This is a genomic window from Prevotella sp. 10(H) (genome assembly GCF_000711235.1).
GTDB lineage: Bacteria > Bacteroidota > Bacteroidia > Bacteroidales > Dysgonomonadaceae > Dysgonomonas.
The window spans coordinates 237936-260936 of record NZ_JOMI01000004.1; the positions used below are offsets into that span (position 1 = coordinate 237936).

The following is a 23001-nucleotide window of genomic DNA, read 5'->3' on the forward strand; positions in this document are numbered from 1 at the left end:
TAATTATAGAATATATGTTAGTTTTATTTTAGTCTGTACATACCTTATATCCACGCAAACCGAAGTATAGTATAAATAAGAAGCATGCTAAAGGAATAAAGAATCCTATTGCCATATTCTCTTCCCCTAAGGCTCCCATTATAATTGGAGAAAATGCTCCTCCAGCCACGGCCATTGTTAGGAATGAAGCGGCACGTTTTGTATATGCACCCATCTTAACAAGGCCTAATGCATAAATAGTCGGGAACATAATCGACATAAAGAAGAATGTTACATACAAGGCATACAATGATATTTTGCCCAAAGTAAGAATAACCAGAACCATCATTATTGTACACATCAAAGCGTAGAATGATAAAATATGATGAGGTTTGAATTTAGACATTATGAAACTACCCGAAAGGCGCCCGATCATAAAGAGTAGCATCCCTCCGAATGATAACAACCGGGTCGCTTCTATCTTTGTAATTGAAGAATCCTGTTCCATCACATAATTGATAAAGAATCCAAAAATGCCGGACTGGGCCATCATATAAGCTATCAAAGCCAGCACAGCTAATACAAAATGCTTATGCTTAAATAAGGGCTTTTGTTTTTCTTCAACTACAACAGCCTGAACATTTTGCACTTCCTCATCATTCGATTCCTGTATATTAGGTAATTTTACGAAGACGAAGAGTACAGCAATAACTAATGTGCATATACCCAAAAGGATATAAGGCTTTGTTAAGGCTAACGTATCTCCTTCTTCGGCTCCGAAAATAAGATAGCCTCCGATAAGTGGTCCCAAAATCCAACCTAATCCGTTTAGAGACTGGGAAAGATTCAGACGTTGTGCGCCGCTTTCTTTAGGACCTAGCACCGTCGAATATGGATTTGCTGCCGTCTCCAAGAAGCATAATCCGCAGGCAACGACAAACAATGCGATGAAAAACGGATTTGCCGAATGTAAATATGCAGCAGGCAAAAATGAGAAGGAACCTACCGCGTATATCAGCAAGCCTAATATAATCCCTTTTTTATATCCGTACTTACGCATAAACATCCCGGCCGGAACGCTTATCAATCCATAAGCAATATAAGTGGAGAACTGGACAAAGCCTGATTGTGCTTTTGTCATCGTAAATGCTTCCTGAAAATGCTTGTTCAGCACATCGAGCAAGCCATGTGCAATGCCCCACATAAGGAAGAGGCTGCTGACTAAAATAAAAGGAATCAGATAACTACTCCCAGTTGGAGAAGTGAATAAAGTAATTTTCTTTTTTGTGTTTTCCATTATAGTATTATTAAAACTAATTAGCTAATACGTTTAACTGAAATGGCAAAAAAACAGTTGGGCTTAAAAGGCTATTCTTTCCCCGGTATTACAATATTTGCTTGCAGAGTTACATACTCCACAACTCTGTATTTCGGGTTCTCAATATATTTGAATAAAATATCTAAGGTTCTTTCGCCCAATTCCTTGACGGGCTGAGCTATACATGTAATGTCTATATCTGCAAAAATATATTCGTCAGGATTGTCTATGCTGACATATTTAAGTTTCTTGTAATCTACATAGTCCTGTAATGCTATCAATGATTGAACACCTACCCTGTTGGTAGCAAACACCACAGAATCTATATCATTATCGATTAAGGTTTTTATAGCACGCTTTACATTCTCTTCAAAATTTTCAAAACTCACCGAACAAACTAGGTTACTATCTATCGGCAAACCTCTCATCTTTAAGGCCTTTTCATATCCTTCGTATCTTTTCTTTATATTCGGCAAATTAATATTATACGCCATAAAGCCGATACGTTTGCATCCGCGATCGAGAAGTATATTCGTTAATTCGAAAGATGCACCTACATTATCTATCTGAATAGAGCTCACTGGTAGTCCTTCGATTCCTCTATCTACCAATACTAAAGGCACTTTACGCTTGACCAGTTCCATTATAGAACCTTCACTATCCTGAGGTGGCACAACGATTATACCGTCCACATTCTTTTCTATAAAAAGATGGGTAAGCTTTTCGAATTTAATGCTTGACTCATCCGAACTGCCGAACATTACCTGATAACCTTTATCGGCTGCGATATTCTCAATATGTCGGGCCAGTTTAGCAAAAAATGGATTTGAAATATCAGCCACAATCAGTCCTAATGTCTTTGTCTTCCCTGTTCTCAGACTTCTTGCTGCCATATTAGGCCTGTAATTCATCTCTATTGCAGCCTTACGCACTTTTTCTGCAACTTCCTTACCTATACGGGAATCTTTATCTTTCTCGTTTAAGACCAAGGAAACTGTGGCGCTGGACACCCCTAATTTTTCTGCAATATCTTTTATAGAAACTCTGGCCATTCGAATAGAAATGTATGCTTAAATAATACGATTTATTCTTAACAATAGTGCAAATATAATTCAATTAATCGTTTTAGCAAATTTTTTCCGGAATTTTTGAAAAAAAAATTTTCAATCATATTTGTGATAGCAAAGATTGATCTTTTGAATGGAAATATGAATAAAAGTTTCAATAAATTACAGATGAATGACAAATAAAGAAATTATAGTATTAATATATTTCCGAAGGATTTTTATGGAAAAACTCCTTAAAACATTTCGTGAAGTACGAAGGAGATGTGAAACCTACTTCATAAGCGACCTCCGACACAGTCTTTCCGGATTTCAATATTTCTATAGACCTGTTTAGCCTTATGGTCCTGATAAATTCATTCGGACCTTGATTGGTTATCGCTTTCATCTTTCTGTAGAACTGCGCTCTTGAAAATCCGAATTCGCTGCTGATATCTTCTACATTTAAGTTAGTATCTGAAATTCGTTCCAAAACATAATTTCTGAATTTCAGAATAAGTTCATCGTCTAGTCGGCTAATATTTAGTACATTCTGATTTTGAAAGAAAGCATTCTCCGTTAAAGACTTTCTGATTTTTTGTCTGTTCTCGAGCATCTTCTGTATTCTTACCTCTAATATCTGAGGGTTAAAAGGTTTAGAGATGTACGCATCAGCACCGCTCTCAAAGCCCTTTATACGTTGTTCGTCCAAGGAACAGGCTGTTAATAATACGATAGGTATATGGCAAACGCGAATATCTTCTTTTATTTTAGTACACAATTCCACTCCGTCTATTTTCGGCATCATCACATCACTGATAATGATATCGATATTGTTTTCGTACGCCAGATGTAATCCCTCCTCTCCGTCAGAAGCCTCTATTATATGATATTTATTCCTAAAAATAGAGCGTATATAGAAACGAATTTCCTCGTTATCATCTACTATGAGCATAGTATATTTATCGTCCGTCTCGTTATCGAATCCGGAATCATCAATTTCAAAATCTTTATCGTGTAAAAAAATCTCATATGAAACTATCCTGTCCTCAACTTTATTTACAGATTCTTGCGGCTTAATATAAGGTATCTTGACAATAAAAGTCGTAAGGTTATTTTTGCTCACAGCAGCGATACTGCCACCGTGCAATTCGACTAGTGCTTTGACCAATGCCAGTCCGATGCCGGAACCTGTAACATGAGACTCAACTCTGTAAAACCGTTCGAATATATTATTAATATCATCGTCCGATAATCCATTTCCTGTATTGGAGATTGTAATCTGAATAAAATCCTGCTCATCTTCGATTATTTTGGAAAGACCGACATAAATATTCCCTCCTTTTTCTGTAAACTTAAATGCATTGGATAGTAAATTGAAATAGATTCGTTCCATTTTTTCGAGGTCGAACATGAATGTAAAATATGAATCATCTGTTTTATAGTGAAACCTGATCTTATTTTTCTGTGTAAGTTGTAAAAAAAGCAAGTTCCAGTCTTTGAGACAATCATCAATATCGTTAGAAGTAAGGTTCAGCTTTACATTATACGTTTCTATTCTCCTGAATTCTATTATCTGATTAACCAGACGCAAAAGTACTTCAACATTTTTCTTTATTATTTTCAACCATTTATAGTTCTCATTCTGGGGCTCAGTAGTTTCTAACAATACATCTATTGGTCCCGATATGAGAGTGAGCGGAGTTCGGAAATCATGCGAAACATCGGTAAAAAAAGCTAATTTAGCATGTGTGGCCTCTTCCAGTTGCTTTGACAATGCTAATAGTTGCAATTGGTTTGTTTCCAGTTCATTCTTTTGCTTTATTATTTCCAGATTACTTTCATGAAGTCTATTGTTCAGCTTCTTCTTTATGTGATAAGCCCGGAATAAGCCGATAAGCAGTATGCAAAACAAAATAGCCAACACACTGATAAGATACATAATATTGCGCTGAGCAACGTATCTCTCCAACTGCTTATTAATCCGCTGGTTCAATAGCAATATTTTATTCTGTTGTTCAACAATCTGGTCGGTCTGTAATTTCAATATTTTGGCATTTGTTTTATCTATTACCGAAGTAGCCAATATATTTTCCTTTCTGAAATATCTTTTCTCCAGAATGTCTGTAGCCAGTTGAATTGTTTTATCTCCCCCTGTAGGATAAAGAAAGGTAGCTTCCAGTTTATTATCCAATACCATATCGATACCTTCTCCGGGACCGGGAAGACCGTCTATTCCTATAAAGTAAATATCTTTTGCCCTGTTTACTTTCGTCGCTTCTTCATAAGCGCCTTTCGCCATACGGTCGTTATGGACAAAAACCAAATCTATTTTATCATGGGCACTTAGAGCTTTACGCATCTGAACACCGCCTTCGTCTCTAAACCAACCGGCATCACCTTCAAAAACTATATTCATTTCAGGATACTGCTGTAACACATCATAGAAACCCCGGTGCCTTTCTATGGCAGGACTTGAGCCCGTCAATCCTTTTATCTCTACAATATTCCCTTTTCCATTCAACAAAATCACTGCATAACGTCCTACTTCCGCTCCAATCTGATAATTATCTGCTCCGATAAAGGCTGAAAATTTATCGGAATCTATTTTCCGGTCAACCAAAATTACAGGTATGCCACTCTCATAAATTTCCTCTATTAAAGGAGTCATTGGTGCTATCTCATTAGGGGTTAAAATCAGCAAATCGACTTTCTGATCGATCAGATATTTTATATCCGCTATTTGTTTTTCCGTATCATCGTTTGAGGAAAGTATGATGAGATCGATTTTCTGAGAAAGAGCCGCTTCATTTTGCATCTCCATATTCATTTTATCGCGCCATTCATCTACGCTGCATTGCGACACGCCAATCACATATCTATTTCTTTCTGTACATGATGACGAACAGAAGGTTAACAAAATAAAGAATATGGCAGATATTAGAAATTTCATTTTTGCGCTTTTCCAGACTATACAAATATAGCACTCCGTTTTGATTTTTTTATTTAAGGAATTATATATAAAAAGCGGGACTAATATGTAATTAATTATGCATAAATCATTTATAAAAATATAAAAATAAATGATGCAACATTTTTATATGAATTTGCAACATTTTTTATTAATAATGAAAAATAGATGCTTTATGTTTGCAATATTAAAATAGTCTTCGATTATTTACAGAGAAAGATTGAACTATATTAACTTTAAATCATTTAATACTAAAATATACTATATGAAATCACTAGTATCAAAAACGCTTACGATTAGTCTTTTTCTTCTTGCAAGTTTTTCAATATCGGCAGGAGAAATAAAAATCAAAATCAACAAAAAATATCTGAATTTCCCTGTATCTCATAAAGAGGACAGGCAAAGAATGATATTCAAAACAGATGGAAAACCGGATTTATCTGTAGTGATACGACTAGCTCCCGAGGAAGCCGACTATTGGGTCTTTAAAGATGTCTCAGACCTGAAAGGAAAAACTGTTACAATAACCTATAACGGAAGTGATAAAGCCCTCAACAGAATATATCAGGATGATATAATAGCAGGACAAGACAGCCTGTATAAGGAAAAGAATCGCCCGCAATTTCATTTCACCACACGTCGTGGTTGGATAAACGACCCTAACGGACTTGTATATTATGACGGTGAATATCATCTGTTCTATCAGCACAACCCATACGAAAGAGAATGGGAGAATATGCATTGGGGACATGCTGTAAGTAAAGACCTTATCCATTGGGAAGAACTCCCGGATGCATTATATCCGGATCACTTAGGCGGCATGTTTTCCGGATCGGCTGTTATCGACTATGATAATACCGCCGGATATAACAAAGGAAAGACTCCGGCGATGATCGCAGCTTATACTGCTGCCGGCGACAAACAGGTTCAGTGTATTGCATACAGCCTCGATAAAGGACGTACTTTTACTAAATATACAGGAAATCCTGTAATCGATTCGAAGCATATATGGAACAGTCAGGATACACGCGACCCTAAAGTGTTCTGGTACAAACCGGGTAAACATTGGGTAATGGTATTGAATGAGCGCGACGGTCATTCGATATATACTTCTCCTAATCTTAAAGACTGGAAATATGAAAGTCATGTAACCGGATTTTGGGAGTGTCCTGAATTATTCGAACTTCCTATCGATGGAAATCCTGCTAATACAAAATGGGTAATGTATGGAGCAACGGGTACATATATGCTCGGTTCGTTTGACGGAAAAGTGTTTACTCCTGAAAAAGGAAAATATCAATACACTACCGGCTTAATATATGCGGCCCAAACTATTACTAATATGACTGATGGACGCCGTGTGCAGATTGGCTGGGGGCGCGTAAGTCATCCGGGAATGCCTTTCAACGGGATGATGTGTTTACCTACTGAGTTGACTTTGCGCACGACAAAAGAAGGTCCGAGATTATTTAATGTTCCGGTAAAAGAAACAGAACAGCTGTTTACTCCTGCTGGCAATTGGACAAGCTTGACAACTGATAAAGCAAATGAGTTACTGAAAGAATTCTATTCAGCCGATTGCCTGAGAATAAAAACTAAGTTTAAATTATCTCATGCTACCAGTGCCGGTTTTAACTTATTCGGGCAAAAGATTATAGATTATGATATGAATTCTAATACAATAAACGGAAGATTTTATTCTCCTGAAGATATGACCAGTATGGAACTATCTGCTGACATATATATAGACAGAACTACTATAGAAGTATTTATCGACGGAGGTGTATATTCATACTCTATGGGTAGAAGGCCTGATAGTAACAACAAAGAAGGTCTGCATTTCTGGGGCCATAATATAGATATAAAGAATCTCGAGGTGTTTAAGGTAAAATCTATCTGGTAATAAATTATTTTATCCCTGCGGGCCAAATGCCTATATGACCTGCAGGGAAAATTATTCTTAAAAAAATGCCTTCAATATACTACCTTTTGTATTCAGACAAAAAATATACTCTATACCATATAATATAACAAACCTATATAAAATCTCAATTAGATTTTATTCAGACTAAATTAAATGATGAATATGAATAACAAATATTTGTATTGGATTACTTTCGTTGCCGTTAATGGCGGATTGCTTTTCGGATTAAATATGGCCGGAATTTCAGGAGCGAACGACCTGATTGCCGATGAATTTAGTTTAAGCGTCACTAAATTAGGAACTGTAGCCAGCTTCCTTATGATCGGCTGCCTGATCGGCGCACTTTTTACAGGTAGCTTTACCGATAAATACGGCCGAAAAAAAGTAATGATTGCAACCGCCGTCTTATATATAATCTCATCATTAGGCTGTGCTTTTGCAACGGGTTTTACAATGCTGACTATTTTCCGGGTACTCTCGGGTTTAGCTGTGGGTGCTACTTCGGTAGTGGGACCAATGTATATATCAGAGATATCGCCTGCTAATAAGAGAGGAACCTTGGTCTCGTTCAATCAGTTTGCTATTACTATAGGTATATTATTAGCGTATATTTTCGATTACATTCTTCTCGATCTGTCTACAGATAGTTGGCGCTACATGCTTGCCGTACCTGCAATATTTTCGGTTATATACCTGATTTTTCTGTTGGTATCTTTTCCCGAAAGTCCGCGATGGTTGTTATCTAAAGGAGATAAGAAAAATGCTCTGAATATATTAAACAGAATAAATGGGAACGCCGATGCATCTGATGAGATAAAAGAAATGGAAGAGTCCCTCAGTACCGAAAAACAAAAAGAGAAAACATCTCTCGGCGAGTTATTTAAAGGCAAAACCGGAAAGATAGTTGTTATCGGAACTTTACTGGCTGCATTTCAGCAAATAACAGGGATAAATGCTGTTATCATCTTCGCCCCCGATATATTTAAGGCTGCAGGTGTGGGCGGCGACACGGCATTATTACAGTCTATGTTGGTAGGATTAGTAAATGTATTGATGACAATCGTTGCACTTTGGCTTATTGACCGTAAAGGACGTAAGACTTTGTTGCTCTGGGGAGCCGTAGGTATGTTGTTTGCATTGGCTTACCTGACTTTCGCGTTTGGAGGAGAAACCCAGGATAGCACGGGTGTTCTGCTCGCTTTGCTTGTATATATTTCATTTTTTGCTGCATCATATGCACCGGTAATGTGGGTTATTATATCCGAAATTTATCCCGTTAAAATTAAAGGAACGGCTATGTCTTTTTCTACGGCCGTAAGCTGGGGTTGCACTTTCCTGACTGTTTATTTTGCACCTATTATCCGTTCAGAATTAGGTGATGAATGTCTTTTCGCCATTTTCGGAGGCTTTACTTTATTAGCGTTCATATTTGTTAAAATATGGATACCTGAAACTAAAGGTAAAACATTGGAGCAAATAGAAAAGGAACTTAAACTATAAAACAAATCTTAATGATAAAAATAGTAGGGATAGGAGAATTACTATGGGATTTACTCCCAGATGGTAAAAAAGCAGGAGGAGCACCGGTTAACTTTGCCTTTCATGCATCACAATCGGGAGCGGATGGATATGCCATAAGTGCCATAGGAGATGATGCATTAGGCGAAGAATTGCTTCAGGAATTAAACAACAATAAAATAAAATACCTGATAGAGAAAGCTGATTATCCGACAGGTACAGTGCAGGTAGATTTAAAAAACGGAATACCGCAATATACAATAAACGAACATGTAGCATGGGACTATATTCCACTGACAGAGGATATGAAACAATTAGTATCCGAGGCAGATGCTATATGTTTCGGTACACTGGCACAGCGCAGTGAAGTATCAAGGAATACAACTGTAGAACTTCTCAAAATGACCAAGCCCGACGCCTATAGATTATATGATATTAATCTGCGTCAACACTTCTACTCAAAAGAACTGATTGTAAAATCTCTTACGTATGCCAATGCTTTTAAAATAAATGACGAAGAAATAGAAATATTAAAAGATATATTTTCTATTGAAATGGAAAATGAGCACGTTTGTTATTGGCTCATTTCTCAATTTGACCTTAAACTTGTAATTCTTACCGCAGGAGAATCATACAGCATAATATATACACCGGATGAATCATCGATGATAGAAACACCTAAAGTTAATGTTGCCGATACAGTAGGAGCAGGCGATTGCTTTTCAGGAGTATTAATAGCTTCTTTACTATCCGGGAATAGTTTAAAAGAATCACATAAAAAGGCTGTAAAAGCTGCCGCTCATGTCTGCTCACATCCGGGGGCTTGGATTCCTCATCCAAAAGAGTAATTAATATCTGCTACTTTAAATCTAACATATATGAAACAAATTAAGCACATTCTATTATTTATTATTCTGATTGTAACGTTCAATTGCTGCAACAGTCAAAAGGACATCATCAAACTGGAATCACTTCTGGATGAAATGGTGTCAGTAGAGGAATTGTCACGCTTTCCCGATCCATATTACACTTGTCATCAGGAAAGCAGTTACGACAGGCGTTCCGTATCACCGGGCAATCCCGGCTGGTTTGCCAATGATGATGGTTTCGGCATCATACGGACAGACTCTGTTGAAGGGAGGATAGAAAAAGTAATGTTTGATGAAACAGGGCCGGGAGTAATAACCCGCATATGGATTACAACAATTGATAAAAGAGGTACATGGCGGTTTTATTTTGATGGTTCATCTATTCCCGGGTGGACTATTCCTGCTTATGACCTAATGAAAATAAATATTCCCGGCTTAGGACTGGGAATGCTTCAACCTCACACCAGTTACGAACCGGAAGGAAAAGGAGGAAATACACTTTTTCTGCCTATACCATACGCGAAAGGTTGCAAAATTACATTCGAAGACGAAGTCGGTGTTAATCCGACGCCTAAATATTATGGAATAAATTACAGGAAATATTCACAGAATACAAAAATTGAAACTTTTTCTGCTGAAGTTGTAAAAAGAGCCGAAAAGAAAATAGCCGAAGTGGATAATTTACTTCTAAATCCGACCCTATCTCGAAATGGGAAAACAGTGGCTGATAGCAGGGTATTAGCCGCATCAGATTCATTAATTATACAACTTCCGGAAGGAGAAAATGCGATTTACGAAGTTAAGTTTAATGTAAATACTAAAGATAGTATCCACTTTGATCAATTAATGAGAGAAATTATATTCTCTGCTGAGTTCGACGGTAAGCAAACAATATGGGTGCCATTGAGTGACTTCTCTGCCGGAGGGATGGGCGCACCATATGTAAAAAGCTGGTATTTGAATTCGGATGGAAAAGGAAATATAACCAGCCGATGGCTGATGCCATATCAACATAATGGTACTCTAAAACTGATAAACATTTCAGATTCTCCATTAGATGTAAAACTGGAGGCAAATGTATCTCCTTTACCATGGGATGAGCGTTCACTATACTTCCACAGTTCATGGCGACAGGAAACCGGAATCCCCGTACATATCCATAGCGAGCCCGATAAATGTGCCGATTGGAATTTTAGCACAATAGAAGGTCGGGGAGTTTATAAAGGGGATCTCCTGTCATTATTCAACCATGCTCCACGCTGGTATGGAGAAGGTGATGAAAAAATATGGGTGGATAATGACACTTTCCCTTCTCATTTCGGTACAGGTACAGAAGATTACTATAATAGCTCATGGGCACCTGTAGTACCTTTCCATACACCTTTCGGCGGTGCACCCCGGGCAGACTTAGCCAGTTCGCATGGGTATAATGCCTTCTTCCGCACACGTAATCTTGATGGTATACCTTTTAAGGAAAAAATGAAATTCGATATTGAAATGATCGGTTGGCAAAACGGCTATTCTGATTATGCTACAACTACTTATTGGTATGGCGATTACAATTCGCGGGCTATTGGTACATCCGGTGTCGAAGAAGCTAAAAGGAAACTGGTGCCAACACCCGAGAATCCGGTTAATTATAAAATAGCAAACAGTATAGAATTTGAAGAACTAAAAGCTTCTGATAAATCTGCATCTCTAAGGCTGGAAAAACAAGATGCTTCTGATTCATGGGATGGAAAATGGAGTCGGGCAGCACATTTGTTATGCCGCGATGGAAAAGTCGGGGATTATGTCGAATTTGAATTCGACAATTTAAAAGAGAGTAAATATGAAGTCATATTGTATGCTACACAATCTTTCGATTATGGCATTATCAATTTCAGAATAAATAATAAACTATCTCCTATAACCTTTGATGGGTACAATAGAAATGTAAAACATTCGAAACCTCTGAATCTCGGAATCTTCACATCTACAAATAGTAAAATTAAATTACGGGTTGAAATAACAGGCGCAAATAAACTATCACAAGGTGCAAGATATATGTTCGGTCTTGATTGTATACAAATAATATCAAAATAGGGAAACATTAATTAAACAATTAGAAACTTTAAATTTAAGCATTATGAAAATAACCTTTTACTTGTTTATTTTACTGGTAAGTTTTTCCTGTTCTAATATCGAAAATGACATACAAATACAGGATAACAGTTTTTTTGAAGAAGTTGATAAAGAAACGAAATCTTCTCAAATTTCTTTCGGAAGTTTTTATGTATCTCTAAATAATGGTTCCGGAAATGTAACCTGGAATATAACGGGACCTAACCCCTGTCATGTTGGTTATAGGATGAAATTATTCGCGGCTTCATCCGGATCTCCACTTTGGAGCTACACCACCCCTTATAACGGTGGGTTAAGCGGTAGTGCTATAATATCTATATCAAATGGATATTCTGGGAAACTTCGTCTTGAGGTACAGAATCTATGTAATTATAGCACAATAACAATTGAGCTTGCCCCTGATCCTAATTATTCAGGCCGTTATTCCGGCTCGAATGGAAATGAAAAATGCAACCACGAAAAAGAGTTTGGTAGATATACGGCATATATGCCTTCCCTAGAATTTAATCGCTCATTAAAACGCATTGAAGGTAGTTATTATGTAACTGATAATTACCTTTTGATGCTAAAGATCAATGTTCATAAAACAAACTTTACCACAGGAGGAATTTTTGATCATAGAACAATAAGTAAAACAACATATATTGATTTAATTTCTTTAGGTTATTACGATAATACTCCAATATTAGTCCCTCTTTCTAATTTTGATGATAGTGATCACCTTTCTGGAACAATTCGCATTTATACCAAGAATTGTCGACATGTAGGAGATTCCCAATTTACCAGATGTTCTGATTGCACTTATTATTTAGAATCAACTTTTTCATTTAATGGTCAGGAGGGACCTGGCACTGTAAGAATTAATATTCAACCAACATTTATTAAAAGATAAACATTCTTTCAATTTATTCCTATAACATCAATAATATATTCTATTTATATTATAGCAGTAATTGTCTATTAATAAATTCAAAACAGCTCCATTTATCTCTTTCTATTACTTACAATGCATATGGCAAATTAATATTAATTTGCCATATGCATTGTTATTTATATAATTCTTTCTGCCAATACTTATCCGATTATATGTTAATGAAAAATACTATATTTACATCAAAATCAAATTCTATGCCCTTAAAACTAAATAACTAAACCATGAAAATTGTAAGACTGATTATTATTAGTTTACTCATTTATACCACATGTTGTATTTCTTTTAATTGTTATGCATGTAAAAAAAGCGATCCTGATAATAAAATTTCTCTAATTATATCGAATACTCTCCCAATAGCCGATCCCTTTATTCTATATCATAATGGCCTGTACTATGCTTATGGAACATCTACCGATCTGGGTTTTGAAGTTTATTATTCAAAGGACCTCGAAAAATGGAAAAGATATGAAAATCTAGCTTTGAGTAAAAACGATTCCTATGGCGAAAAATGGTTTTGGGCTCCGGAAGTATATTATAATAAAATGAATGGGAAATTCTATTTGTACTATTCTGCCGAGGAACATATATGTGTGGCAATATCCGATTCGCCTCTGGGACCCTTTGTGCAAGACGAGAAAAAGCCGATGAGGGAAGAAAAAAGCATCGACTCTTCTCTTTTTATCGATGAAGATGGTACTCCTTATCTGTATTTTGTTAGATTTACCGATGGTAATGTAATCTGGTGCGCCGAATTGGAAAAAGACCTGATGACAATAAAAGAAGAGACGTTGGTAAAATGTATAGACGTTTCTCAGGTATGGGAAAAATCATTAGGGAAGGTGACAGAAGGACCATCTATATTAAAAAAAGACGGGACATATTATTTAATTTATTCAGGCAACGATTTCCGAAGTCAGGATTACGGAGTCGGTTATGCAACATCCTCATCACCTTTAGGCCCATGGAAAAAATACGAGAATAACCCTGTATTACAAAAACCGAAAGAACATCTTGTAGGAACCGGGCATGGAGCGCCATTTATAGATAGTAAAGGAAAATACAGATATATATTTCATGCTCACGCTAACACAAAAGATGTAGGCCCCAGAACAAGCTTTATTACTGATCTGTCAATTTCGCCACAGGGAATTTTATCGATTGGGGGAAATATCATAGAACCCAAGGTAACAGAATAAGCTTATTATTTAATAATATGCTAACCATACATAACTCATATATATAACATGAAACTTCTTAAATCTTTTATTAGTATATCTATCATCACTTTACAGACCCTTACTTTATCTGCAGGTAATTATAAGCCATATGGCCTGCTCACCGACTTAATCGAGCATACAGACCGTACATGGCAAAACGGATACCTTTCAAATGTACCTGTTTGGGACATTGAAAATGCTATCGAACCTCTACAATATGTACAAATTGCTTCATATAAACCGACCTTTAGCTGGATTGTTCCCGGTAAGGCTGAAAATACAAAACAAACTACCTATCGGATTATGGTTTTTGATTCTTTCCCTGACGATTCATCCGACAAAGGAATAATCTGGGATAGTGGAACAATAGAAAGCAAACAGTCAACATCTGTAACTTACAAGGGGAATGCCTTACAGCCTGACAAAACATATTTTTGGAAAGTCAGGTTAACAACCAATACAGGCGGAGAAAGTGATTGGTCTGACATCAAAGCTTTCCGTACAGCTTCGAAACTTTCAGGATATGCCTCCGGTTTCTATCCACAAATAAAGACCTTACAACATCCGGTTTCTATAAAGAAACTTTCACAAGAAACGACAATGATTGATTTCGGAAAAGATGCTTTCGCCCAATTACTATTGACTCTCTCTTCCGAATGTGATAACGATAGCATTATCATTCATCTGGGCGAGCAAATAAAAGGGAACAGGGTCGACTGTAAACCGGAGGGAACAATTCGTTATCAGCAATATCCGTTACTTTTAAATAAAGGCACCCATACTTACAGGATAAAGATAAGAGCTGACAAGTTAAATACTCGTAAAGTAGCAATCCATATGCCTGATTACATAGGTGAAGTCTTGCCTTACAGGTATTGTGAAATAGATAAATACAGCAAACCGCTTTCAAAGACAGATATAGCTAGAGAAAGCGTACATTATCCGTTCGATGATTCTGCCTCATACTTTCAATGTAGTAATGATACGTTGAATCAAATATGGGATTTGTGTAAATACTCCATTAAAGCGACATCCTTTACCGGAATTTATATAGATGGCGATAGAGAAAGAATTCCTTACGAAGCGGATGCCCTTATCAACCAACTTTGCCATTATGGCGTTGACCGTGAATATTCGATGGCTCGTCGTTCCCATGAATATTTGCTCCAATTTCCGACATGGCCTACAGAATGGATATTGCAGTCTGTTCTGATAGCATGGTATGACTATATGTACACAGGCGATAGCCGATCTCTCAAATCTAATTATAATATTCTCAAAGCACGCACCTTATTGCAACTGAGAGAAAAAAATGGTCTGATAAGCACAACTACAAATCTGCAAACTCCCGAATTCCTCTCTTCCATTAACCGTAATAATGAGAAAATTAGGGATATTGTTGACTGGCCACACACCGGCATCCTTGGACTAAACAAGCATGAAGGAGGAGAAGCCGACGGATTTGTTTTCACTGATTATAATACGGTAACAAATGCTTTTCATTACAAAACATTAAAGCTTATGGCTAAAATCGCCAAAGCCCTTAATTTTAATTCCGAAGCGGTTTATTTTAATAAAGAAGCAAATACATTTTTAACTAGATTCAATGATACTTTCTTAAATAAAAAGTACGGCTATTATGTAGACGGAAACACAACAGATCATTCCTCTTTGCATTCGAATATGTTTCCCGTTGCATTCGGAATGGTTCCGGATAATAAAATAAATAAAGTAGTCGATTTTATACATTCCAGAAAAATGGCCTGCAGTGTATATGGCTCACAGTTTCTGATGGATGCGCTGTATGAGGCTTCGGATGCTGAATATGCCCTAACAATGCTTACCAAAACCGACGACCGCAGCTGGTATAATATGATTCGTATTGGTTCAACCATTTCATTGGAAGCATGGGATAATAAATATAAGCCGAACCAGGATTGGAATCATGCATGGGGAGCTGTTCCTGCAAATATAATCCCAAGAAAACTTATGGGTGTTGAGCCTTTGCTTCCGGGATTTGATAAAGTAAGGATAAAACCGCAAATAGCTTTTCTTAAATGTGCTAAGGCTAAGATACCGACAATAAAGGGAAGTATAAATCTTTATATAGAAAACAAAACAAGTGAATACCTTATGCAGATAACGATACCTGCTAATATGGAGAGTGAAGTATACCTACCCCGATTGGCTAAAAAATACGAAATAGAAATCAATGGGAATAGACAAAAAACAACAGAAATGAAAAATGCTCCTTTTATCTCGTTGGGTGATATACCATCGGGTACGTATACAATAAGAATGATATATCAGTAGCCTGATTTTAATTAAAATTCTATAGGTAGTATTTATAGCGCATTTCATTTAAAGGGATGCGCTATATTATTTGCTTTACTAACAGGTATAAACAATTGACAGTAAAATACATCAAACTTTTTCTATACAAAAGTGCATATTGCTTATCAACTTTTAAGTCTTTCTTAATATATTTTATAATACATCATTGCAACTTTTTTTATGCCTTATTCATCTATATATACAGACAACAAATAAACATTAATGATATTATAATTATGAAAACATTGAGATTTTTTTTGATGACCCTAGGACTTATGTGTTTCACTCTGACATTCCAGTCTTGTCTGGATGATGATGACGATGATGGATGGGAACTAAGACATCCCAATGCTCTTGTAACCGTAAAGCCGATTGATGATAAATCATTCTTTCTACAATTAGATGACAAAACAACACTGTTGCCTACAAATATCGGAGCATCTCCTTTCGGTGCAAAAGAAGTACGGGCTCTTGTTAATTACAGTGAAGTAAATAAACCTAGCGAAGGATACAGCAAGGCTGTACAGATCAACTGGATAGATAGTCTTCTTACAAAACAGATTGCTCCTGATTTAGGAGCAGATAATGATAAAATATATGGAACTGACCCTGTAGAAATAATTAATGATTGGGTAACAATTGCCGAAGACGGTTATTTGACCCTCCGCTTCAGAACAATATTTAATGAGGGGAGCAAGCCTCATTTTGTAAATCTATTGGCAAGTACTGATCCTGCAAAACCTTATGAGGTAGAATTCAGGCACAATGCTTATGATGATGTTTACGGCAAAGAAGCTGACGGCTTAGTGGCATTCAATCTAAGCAGCCTGCCGGACACAGAAGGTAAGACTGTGAAACTAAAACTAAAATGGAAATCATTTACTGGCGACAAGTCTTACGAGTTTGATTATTGCACACGCAAAGCTACTGAGGGAAAATCCGGAGTTACGGATGCAAGAAGCGCATTAAAATTGAAATAAAGTTTTAGATAAAGAAAAAAACGATTGCGGAGCATTCCGCAATCGTTTTTTCGTTTTTAGATATGTCCCGTCCTAAAATAGGTTTACAACAAAAACAACTTATTATGGAACATCAAGAAAATGAGTATTATGTCAAACGTACTCAAAAAGACTACAGCCTATCTTTTAAACTTCAAGTGGTTCAAGAAATTGAATCCCGAGAGCTCAACTTAACTCAAGCAGCTCTCAAGTATGGCATTCAATCAACCAGCACAATTCGCACTTGGCTCAGAAAATTTGGTACCTTAGACCGAGAATTACAAGTCAAATTTACTATGGAAAAGACTCCTGAACAACGGTTAATGGAACTGGAAGCTAAAGTTCGTCTGCTTGAAAAGCAAAAGGCGAGTTTAGAGAAGCAGCTTGAATTTCAACAGGATAAGGCAATCATGTTTGATATTATGATCGACATAGCCGAAAAAGAGTTTAATATTCCCGTCCGAAAAAAGTCTGTACCCGAAGCATCGAACGCTTCAAAGAAGAAAGGACAGCAACCATGATTTATTCATGTGATGTCTTCGGGATCAGCCGACAGGCTTATTATAAACGAGTTGACAGAGCTAAGCAGAAACAAGCTTATGGCGAGTATGTTATATCCAAAGTTCAGGATGTTCGAGTGGCTATGCCCAGACTTGGAACTCGCAAATTATATTACCTGTTGGGTTCTTCTTTGAATATTGGCAGAGATAAACTATTCAGTATCCTCAGGGCCAATAAAATGTTAATAAGTCCTGTTCGGTCATATACCAAGACTACTATGTCAAAACATTGGCTACATAAACATCCCAACCTGTTAAAGGATATGATTGTCTATCGCCCCGAACAGGTTTTTGTGAGTGATATAACCTATATTAAATCAAAACAAAAGACACATTATCTGTCTTTGATTACTGATGCCTGTTCCAGAAAAATAGTTGGATATCATCTAAGTAATGATTTGGGTGCACAAAGTGTATCTAAAGCTCTGAAAATGGCGATAAAGACTAGAGTTTACCATAACCCTTTGATTCATCACTCTGATAGGGGATTACAATATTGCTCTGAATTATATCAGAAAATATTAGCTAAGAATAAAATTACTCCATCGATGACTGATGGCTATGATTGCTATCAAAATGCACTGGCTGAGAGAATTAATGGAATACTAAAACATGAGTTCTTATTTACAAAATGCAATAACTATCAGCAATTAAGCCTGTTAATTAAACAATCTATTGATATTTATAACAATAAAAGACCACATTTGGCTCTGAATATGAAAACGCCTAACTTTATCCATCTGAAACAAAAAACCAATGAACATAAATCCATCGGTTCTTATACTATTTTAATATAAATCCTGTAAACCTATTTTAGGACGGGACAATATGAATTTAATTTTTTGATCTGTTCTCAGACTAATCAATAAATGAAGATGACTTTTCATTTCCCATTTCAAAGGTGACTTGCTTAGCCTTTATCAAATCAAAATAATTGATAAAAGACTTTTCTATCTTTTTGTTATCAATATAAACACCTTTTACATATTTATTTTCTTCTGAAAGATTATTAGCTTTTATTGTCAGTATTTTCTCTTCGCCATCAATTTGCAATTTCATTCTTATCTCAGGAAATTGTGGTGCACCAATAGCAAATTCATTACTTCCCGGCGTAACAGGATAGAAGCCCATCACTGAAAATAGATACCATGCTGACATCTGTCCGCAATCGTCATTGCCATTAACTCCATCGGGTGAATTTCGGTAATTAATCCGTGTATGATGACGCACCAGTTCTTGAGTTTTCCATGGTTGCCCACAATAATTATAAAGGTATACGTAATGATGCCCCGGCTCATTATCGTGGCGATAATGGTTCTCATTGAAATTTCTATCCAACTTTTCCGCAAAAGCTTTATTACCTCCCATCATATCGATCATACCGGGTATATCTTGCATAACACAGAAAAGGTAGGTCCATTTAGAGCCTTCAGTCATGCCATGATGTGTATTATCATCTGTATCTATCCATTCTCCATTATATTTTCGGGGAAGCATAAATCCCTTATCTTTTTTATAAACATTTTTATAATTCCCCGACCAGCGCATCAGTTGTTCATAATCGTCTCTTTTTCCCATATCTTTGGCAACCTGTGCGATACACCAATCGTCATAAGCATATTCCAGCGTCCGCGAAGTCGATTCTGCAGTTTTATCATCAGGGACATAACCGATTGTATGATAATAGCTGGCTCCTGCTCGTGCCTCGAAAGAAGTCCAGCGGTCACGATCTCCGTAACGCCGTTGGGTATCGCAATCGGGAGGAGTCATTGCATTTTTACGCATAGCCTCGTACGCCAGACTTACATCATAGTTGCGTATACCTTTCATATATGCATCGGCAATAAAGGCATCGGCATGCGTCCCTATCATAATATTAGTGTATGTCGGATTTGGCCATATAGGCAACCAGCCACCCTCTTTGTACATCTGTAACAACGACGTTATCCAGTCATTTGTTAGGCTAGGTTCTAATAAGGTCATTAATGGGTGAAAAGCCCTGAAAGTATCCCATAATGAATAATCGTTGTGGGAAACCCCTTCGTGTATTTTATCATCAAATGCACTGTAATATTTCCCGTATTCTGAAAATTCCCGTGGGAAAAGATAACAATGATACAAAGCCGTATAAAAAATAGATTTATCATTTTCATTATCACAACTCACCTGAAGCTTCGAAAGTTTTTCTTCCCATTTTTGCTTTGTACTTTGCTTTAGCTTGTCAAAGCTCCATTCGGGCACTTCAATTTCTAAATTTCTTCTGGCCTGATCAATACTGATAAATGAGGTAGCAATGCGGGCTGTAATCTTTTCTTTATTTTTAGTGGAAAAAGAAATGTAAGCTCCCATACGAGTACCAGATTGCTCATTTTTTCCTGAAAAGATTTCTGATTTCTCCCAAGTCCCGTATTTTTCAATAGGCTTGTCGAACTGTATAATAAAATATCCCTTGAAGTTTGGTAATTCCGGTCCTAACTGAGCCGATTGCCGATCCGGATTATATCCTATTATTTCATTCTTTTCAACGTCTATTTTAATCCATCCTTTTAGTTTATTTATCCTGTCCTCATAATCGTTACACCAATCCTTCAATTCAGGATTTAGATTTATCCCTTGGATAATAATGTGAGACTCTTCACTTTTTGGAAAAGTAAAACGAAACAAAGCGCAACGACTACTTGCTGCAATCTCTCCCTGAATGATCCTCTTATCATCAGTCTCCATCAGTGCCGAATAGTAATACGGACTAGCTTGTTCATTCTTTTTATCCAGCTTTAATCCCCTTTTTTCAGGTAGCACTTTAAGTTCGCCTATCTGTGGCATAAGCGATACATATCCATAATCACCCATCCATACTGTAGGCTGATGCGATGCCAAAAATCCAATCATATGGCTATCGTCATACACATATGCCATTGTGCCCATCTTATTTTCGCGGGTTTGCGGCAGAAAATTAGTCATGGCAAAAGGTGAACAGACAAATGGTGCAGTACCCCCTTCCCCTTTTAATGCTGTTCCGATAAAAGGATTAACATAATCTGTCAAATATTTCTTTTGCGGGTAGCAAAATGAACTCACTAACAATAGTAAAATAAGAATATTGATTTTAGAGTACATGTTTTTCATTTATATTTAATCTAATTACAGTTTTTCAAACTTAAATACACATACATCTCGTGGCGGTAAATTATAATTAAGAAATTCTTCTGTTGCTTCTACATTCTTATCAGACCACAGTTCTTTTATTTCCTTAATGTTGCTTTTGGATAAGCCCAATCTCTTTAAATCAACTTTAGCTACAGAGTCCTTATTATCATAATTAAAAACTGCAAGATAAAAGTTCTCTTTTGTATCGAGCATAAACATTGTTTCCGCTCCGTCTTTTTTAGATAAATTATATCCTTCAACCGGCTTAAATGAGCGTCCTATGCGGGCTATTTTATTTATTTCCTCATTACATGCATATTTTAACGATTTAGAACGTGCTTCGAGAGTTCCTATCAGACTGCCTTTTGTACTAAAGTTATCTCCTAATAAATAGAGTCCGGTGATTACGCCTGATGTGATACGCGCCCTGTTCTCCCCGTCTGAGAAGCCATCAAGAACAAGATGATCCGCATCATTATAAGGATATAGTTCATTCAGCCACCAACCAAAAGTCAGTCCATTTAATGTGTATTCAGTATCGTTTATACTTCCCCATGCATCGCATCCTATACGTTTCGAATGACCATACTGTGATGGAAATGACGGTGCTATCGACAGTGCCATAAACATATCTTTTGCTTTATCTCTAACATATTGCATTCCAAAATTGTATGCCTGTATTCCTGTAGTAATTTTCTCATCATAATGCTTATCCGCTTCAAGCGCACCATGTGTAACGAAATCCAACTTTACATATTCAAATCCGGCAGTATGGAAGATATTCATAAATTCATCTATTCTCGCCTGAGTTGCCGGATGCGTCGGGTCAATTGCATAGGCACCGTCCAGATCCTGAGGTTTGCCGTTTGCATACAGGTAAATATCTTTATATTTATATGGCAGGCTGCCTACAACTGTTGCCTCCGGATTTTTGCCCCAATCGGCAAAAGGCCCCCAATATATTCCGGGAATTTGGTTATGCGATTTACAATAATCGGCAAATTGCTTTAATTCTTCTCTCGAAAAATTATCCCAGAATGAGTCCAGATCAATAATTGTTGTGCCGTTATTTTCAAAGCCCTTAGGTTGTAAATTTTCTTTTATGAATAAAGAGACATCCTTTGCTCCTTCATAGTTAACATGTTGTTTCATGCTGCCCCAGCTATTCCATCCGAATGGAGTTCCCTTATCCCATTTGCGGGGAGGAGTTATAGCGGCATTGGCTTTCCCATATTCTTCCATTCCTGTTCGCCAATCGTTAAAATAACCGACAAGAATTTTGGCTGATTTAACTTCCCTTCCTTTTATCGTTCCATGAGAAAGTATATCACGTGTAAGTTTGTGAGTGACACCTGAAAAACATTCCAATGTATCGATATATTTATTTTCAGAAGCAATAATTTTCACCCCGGTTTTCCATATGTCATGTTCAACGGAACCTATAATTAATCCATTCCTGCCTAACCCGTTATAAATTGCTGTAGCTTCAAAAGATAGATTACTGGTATCTAACGGAAGTGTTGCATACCGTACCCACGCATCATTATCGAAAGGGATAAACAACATATTGTTGCTATCCTCATCTGAGAAAAGGTCTTTCGAGCAAGTGAAAATCGGAGCTAAATAATTTGTTGATATATCTGTATTGGAAGAAAGCTTTACTTCTGTAAAAAAGTAATCTTTATCGGGATAAGTATAAAAAATCTGATTAAGAGAAGGTTTATCTTTCGAAGTATAGCTGATAATATACTTTTTCCCTTTTCCAAAATTATCATTGACATCTTCCGAATGAATTTTCGCCTTTTCATATTCATTGCTTCGCAATAAAACATCACCGAATAAAGCTTGGGCATTTACTCCTGTCAATATGTTTTTTCCATTATATATATAATCAACTGATTTAGTTTCTGCAGAATATTTTATTTTCCATTTGCCACCATCTAAAAATTGAGATTCTGCCTGCGAGCACGATTGTATTATACATGAGAGGACAGCAATAAGTACGATATAGAATTTAAATTTCATGGCGTATATTAATTATTTGACTTGTTTAAAATATTATCCC

14 protein-coding genes are annotated in these 23001 nt (G+C 36.6%); 9 read left to right on the top strand and 5 right to left on the bottom strand.

Features of this window, described 5'->3' with window-relative positions:
- Positions 1 to 28 precede the first annotated feature (28 nt).
- From fucP to K348_RS0110255, 3 genes are all read right to left on the bottom strand, one after another.
- Positions 29 to 1276: an L-fucose:H+ symporter permease gene (gene fucP, locus K348_RS0110245; RefSeq protein ID WP_029904875.1), complete on the bottom strand. Its 1248-nt coding sequence runs from the start codon at positions 1274 to 1276 to the stop codon at positions 29 to 31.
- A 71-nt stretch (positions 1277 to 1347) separates the two neighbouring features.
- Positions 1348 to 2349 carry a LacI family DNA-binding transcriptional regulator gene (locus tag K348_RS0110250; protein ID WP_029904876.1) on the bottom strand — a complete coding sequence of 334 codons (1002 nt, stop codon included), beginning with the start codon at positions 2347 to 2349 and terminating at the stop codon, positions 1348 to 1350.
- A 211-nt stretch (positions 2350 to 2560) separates the two neighbouring features.
- A complete protein-coding gene (locus tag K348_RS0110255) occupies positions 2561 to 5293 on the bottom strand; it encodes a substrate-binding domain-containing protein (RefSeq protein ID WP_029904877.1) in 2733 nt (910 codons plus the stop codon).
- Positions 5294 to 5576: 283 nt separating this feature from the next.
- Between K348_RS0110255 and K348_RS0110260 the strand changes: the two genes are divergently transcribed.
- The 9 genes from K348_RS0110260 to K348_RS0110305 all read left to right on the top strand — a co-directional run bounded on the left by K348_RS0110260 (position 5577) and on the right by K348_RS0110305 (position 18586).
- Positions 5577 to 7214, top strand: coding sequence for a glycoside hydrolase family 32 protein (locus K348_RS0110260; RefSeq protein WP_029904878.1), 1638 nt, complete (start codon positions 5577 to 5579; stop codon positions 7212 to 7214).
- Positions 7215 to 7397: 183 nt separating this feature from the next.
- Entirely contained in the window at positions 7398 to 8735 is a 1338-nt protein-coding gene (locus tag K348_RS0110265) for a sugar porter family MFS transporter (protein ID WP_231496772.1), read from the top strand.
- Between the two features lie 11 nt (positions 8736 to 8746).
- A complete protein-coding gene (locus tag K348_RS0110270) occupies positions 8747 to 9601 on the top strand; it encodes a carbohydrate kinase (protein WP_029904880.1) in 855 nt (284 codons plus the stop codon).
- A 30-nt stretch (positions 9602 to 9631) separates the two neighbouring features.
- Positions 9632 to 11707: a glycoside hydrolase family 172 protein gene (locus tag K348_RS0110275; protein WP_029904881.1), complete on the top strand. Its 2076-nt coding sequence runs from the start codon at positions 9632 to 9634 to the stop codon at positions 11705 to 11707.
- 43 nt (positions 11708 to 11750) lie between these two features.
- Positions 11751 to 12638: a hypothetical protein gene (locus K348_RS0110280; protein ID WP_029904882.1), complete on the top strand. Its 888-nt coding sequence runs from the start codon at positions 11751 to 11753 to the stop codon at positions 12636 to 12638.
- 263 nt (positions 12639 to 12901) lie between these two features.
- Positions 12902 to 13876 (top strand): glycoside hydrolase family 43 protein, encoded by a 975-nt coding sequence (locus K348_RS0110285; RefSeq protein WP_029904883.1) that lies wholly within the window; start codon positions 12902 to 12904, stop codon positions 13874 to 13876.
- A 48-nt stretch (positions 13877 to 13924) separates the two neighbouring features.
- Entirely contained in the window at positions 13925 to 16210 is a 2286-nt protein-coding gene (locus K348_RS0110290; protein ID WP_051697766.1) for an alpha-L-rhamnosidase C-terminal domain-containing protein, read from the top strand.
- A 257-nt stretch (positions 16211 to 16467) separates the two neighbouring features.
- Positions 16468 to 17211, top strand: coding sequence for a NigD-like protein (locus K348_RS0110295; protein ID WP_029904885.1), 744 nt, complete (start codon positions 16468 to 16470; stop codon positions 17209 to 17211).
- A 104-nt stretch (positions 17212 to 17315) separates the two neighbouring features.
- A protein-coding gene (locus tag K348_RS0110305) for an IS3 family transposase (RefSeq protein WP_231496770.1) occupies positions 17316 to 18586 on the top strand; the annotation gives its coding sequence in 2 pieces (ribosomal slippage) (positions 17316 to 17691 and positions 17691 to 18586; 1272 coding nt in all).
- Between the two features lie 61 nt (positions 18587 to 18647).
- Here K348_RS0110305 and K348_RS0110310 read toward each other — a convergent pair.
- Both K348_RS0110310 and K348_RS0110315 read right to left on the bottom strand, forming a co-directional pair.
- A complete protein-coding gene (locus tag K348_RS0110310; protein WP_029904886.1) occupies positions 18648 to 20915 on the bottom strand; it encodes a GH92 family glycosyl hydrolase in 2268 nt (755 codons plus the stop codon).
- Positions 20916 to 20930: 15 nt separating this feature from the next.
- Positions 20931 to 22961 carry a hypothetical protein gene (locus K348_RS0110315; protein ID WP_029904887.1) on the bottom strand — a complete coding sequence of 677 codons (2031 nt, stop codon included), beginning with the start codon at positions 22959 to 22961 and terminating at the stop codon, positions 20931 to 20933.
- Between the last annotated feature and the right edge of the window lie 40 nt (positions 22962 to 23001).

Coding starts and splice junctions, on each gene's coding strand:
- K348_RS0110265 (WP_231496772.1), top strand. CDS start 7,398: ATGAATAACAAATATTTGTATTGGATTACTTTCGTTGCCGTTAATGGC.
- K348_RS0110270 (WP_029904880.1), top strand. CDS start 8,747: ATGATAAAAATAGTAGGGATAGGAGAATTACTATGGGATTTACTCCCA.
- K348_RS0110280 (WP_029904882.1), top strand. CDS start 11,751: ATGAAAATAACCTTTTACTTGTTTATTTTACTGGTAAGTTTTTCCTGT.
- K348_RS0110260 (WP_029904878.1), top strand. CDS start 5,577: ATGAAATCACTAGTATCAAAAACGCTTACGATTAGTCTTTTTCTTCTT.
- K348_RS0110310 (WP_029904886.1), bottom strand. CDS start 20,915: ATGAAAAACATGTACTCTAAAATCAATATTCTTATTTTACTATTGTTA.
- K348_RS0110275 (WP_029904881.1), top strand. CDS start 9,632: ATGAAACAAATTAAGCACATTCTATTATTTATTATTCTGATTGTAACG.
- K348_RS0110295 (WP_029904885.1), top strand. CDS start 16,468: ATGAAAACATTGAGATTTTTTTTGATGACCCTAGGACTTATGTGTTTC.
- K348_RS0110285 (WP_029904883.1), top strand. CDS start 12,902: ATGAAAATTGTAAGACTGATTATTATTAGTTTACTCATTTATACCACA.
- K348_RS0110250 (WP_029904876.1), bottom strand. CDS start 2,349: ATGGCCAGAGTTTCTATAAAAGATATTGCAGAAAAATTAGGGGTGTCC.
- fucP (WP_029904875.1), bottom strand. CDS start 1,276: ATGGAAAACACAAAAAAGAAAATTACTTTATTCACTTCTCCAACTGGG.
- K348_RS0110315 (WP_029904887.1), bottom strand. CDS start 22,961: ATGAAATTTAAATTCTATATCGTACTTATTGCTGTCCTCTCATGTATA.
- K348_RS0110290 (WP_051697766.1), top strand. CDS start 13,925: ATGAAACTTCTTAAATCTTTTATTAGTATATCTATCATCACTTTACAG.
- K348_RS0110255 (WP_029904877.1), bottom strand. CDS start 5,293: ATGAAATTTCTAATATCTGCCATATTCTTTATTTTGTTAACCTTCTGT.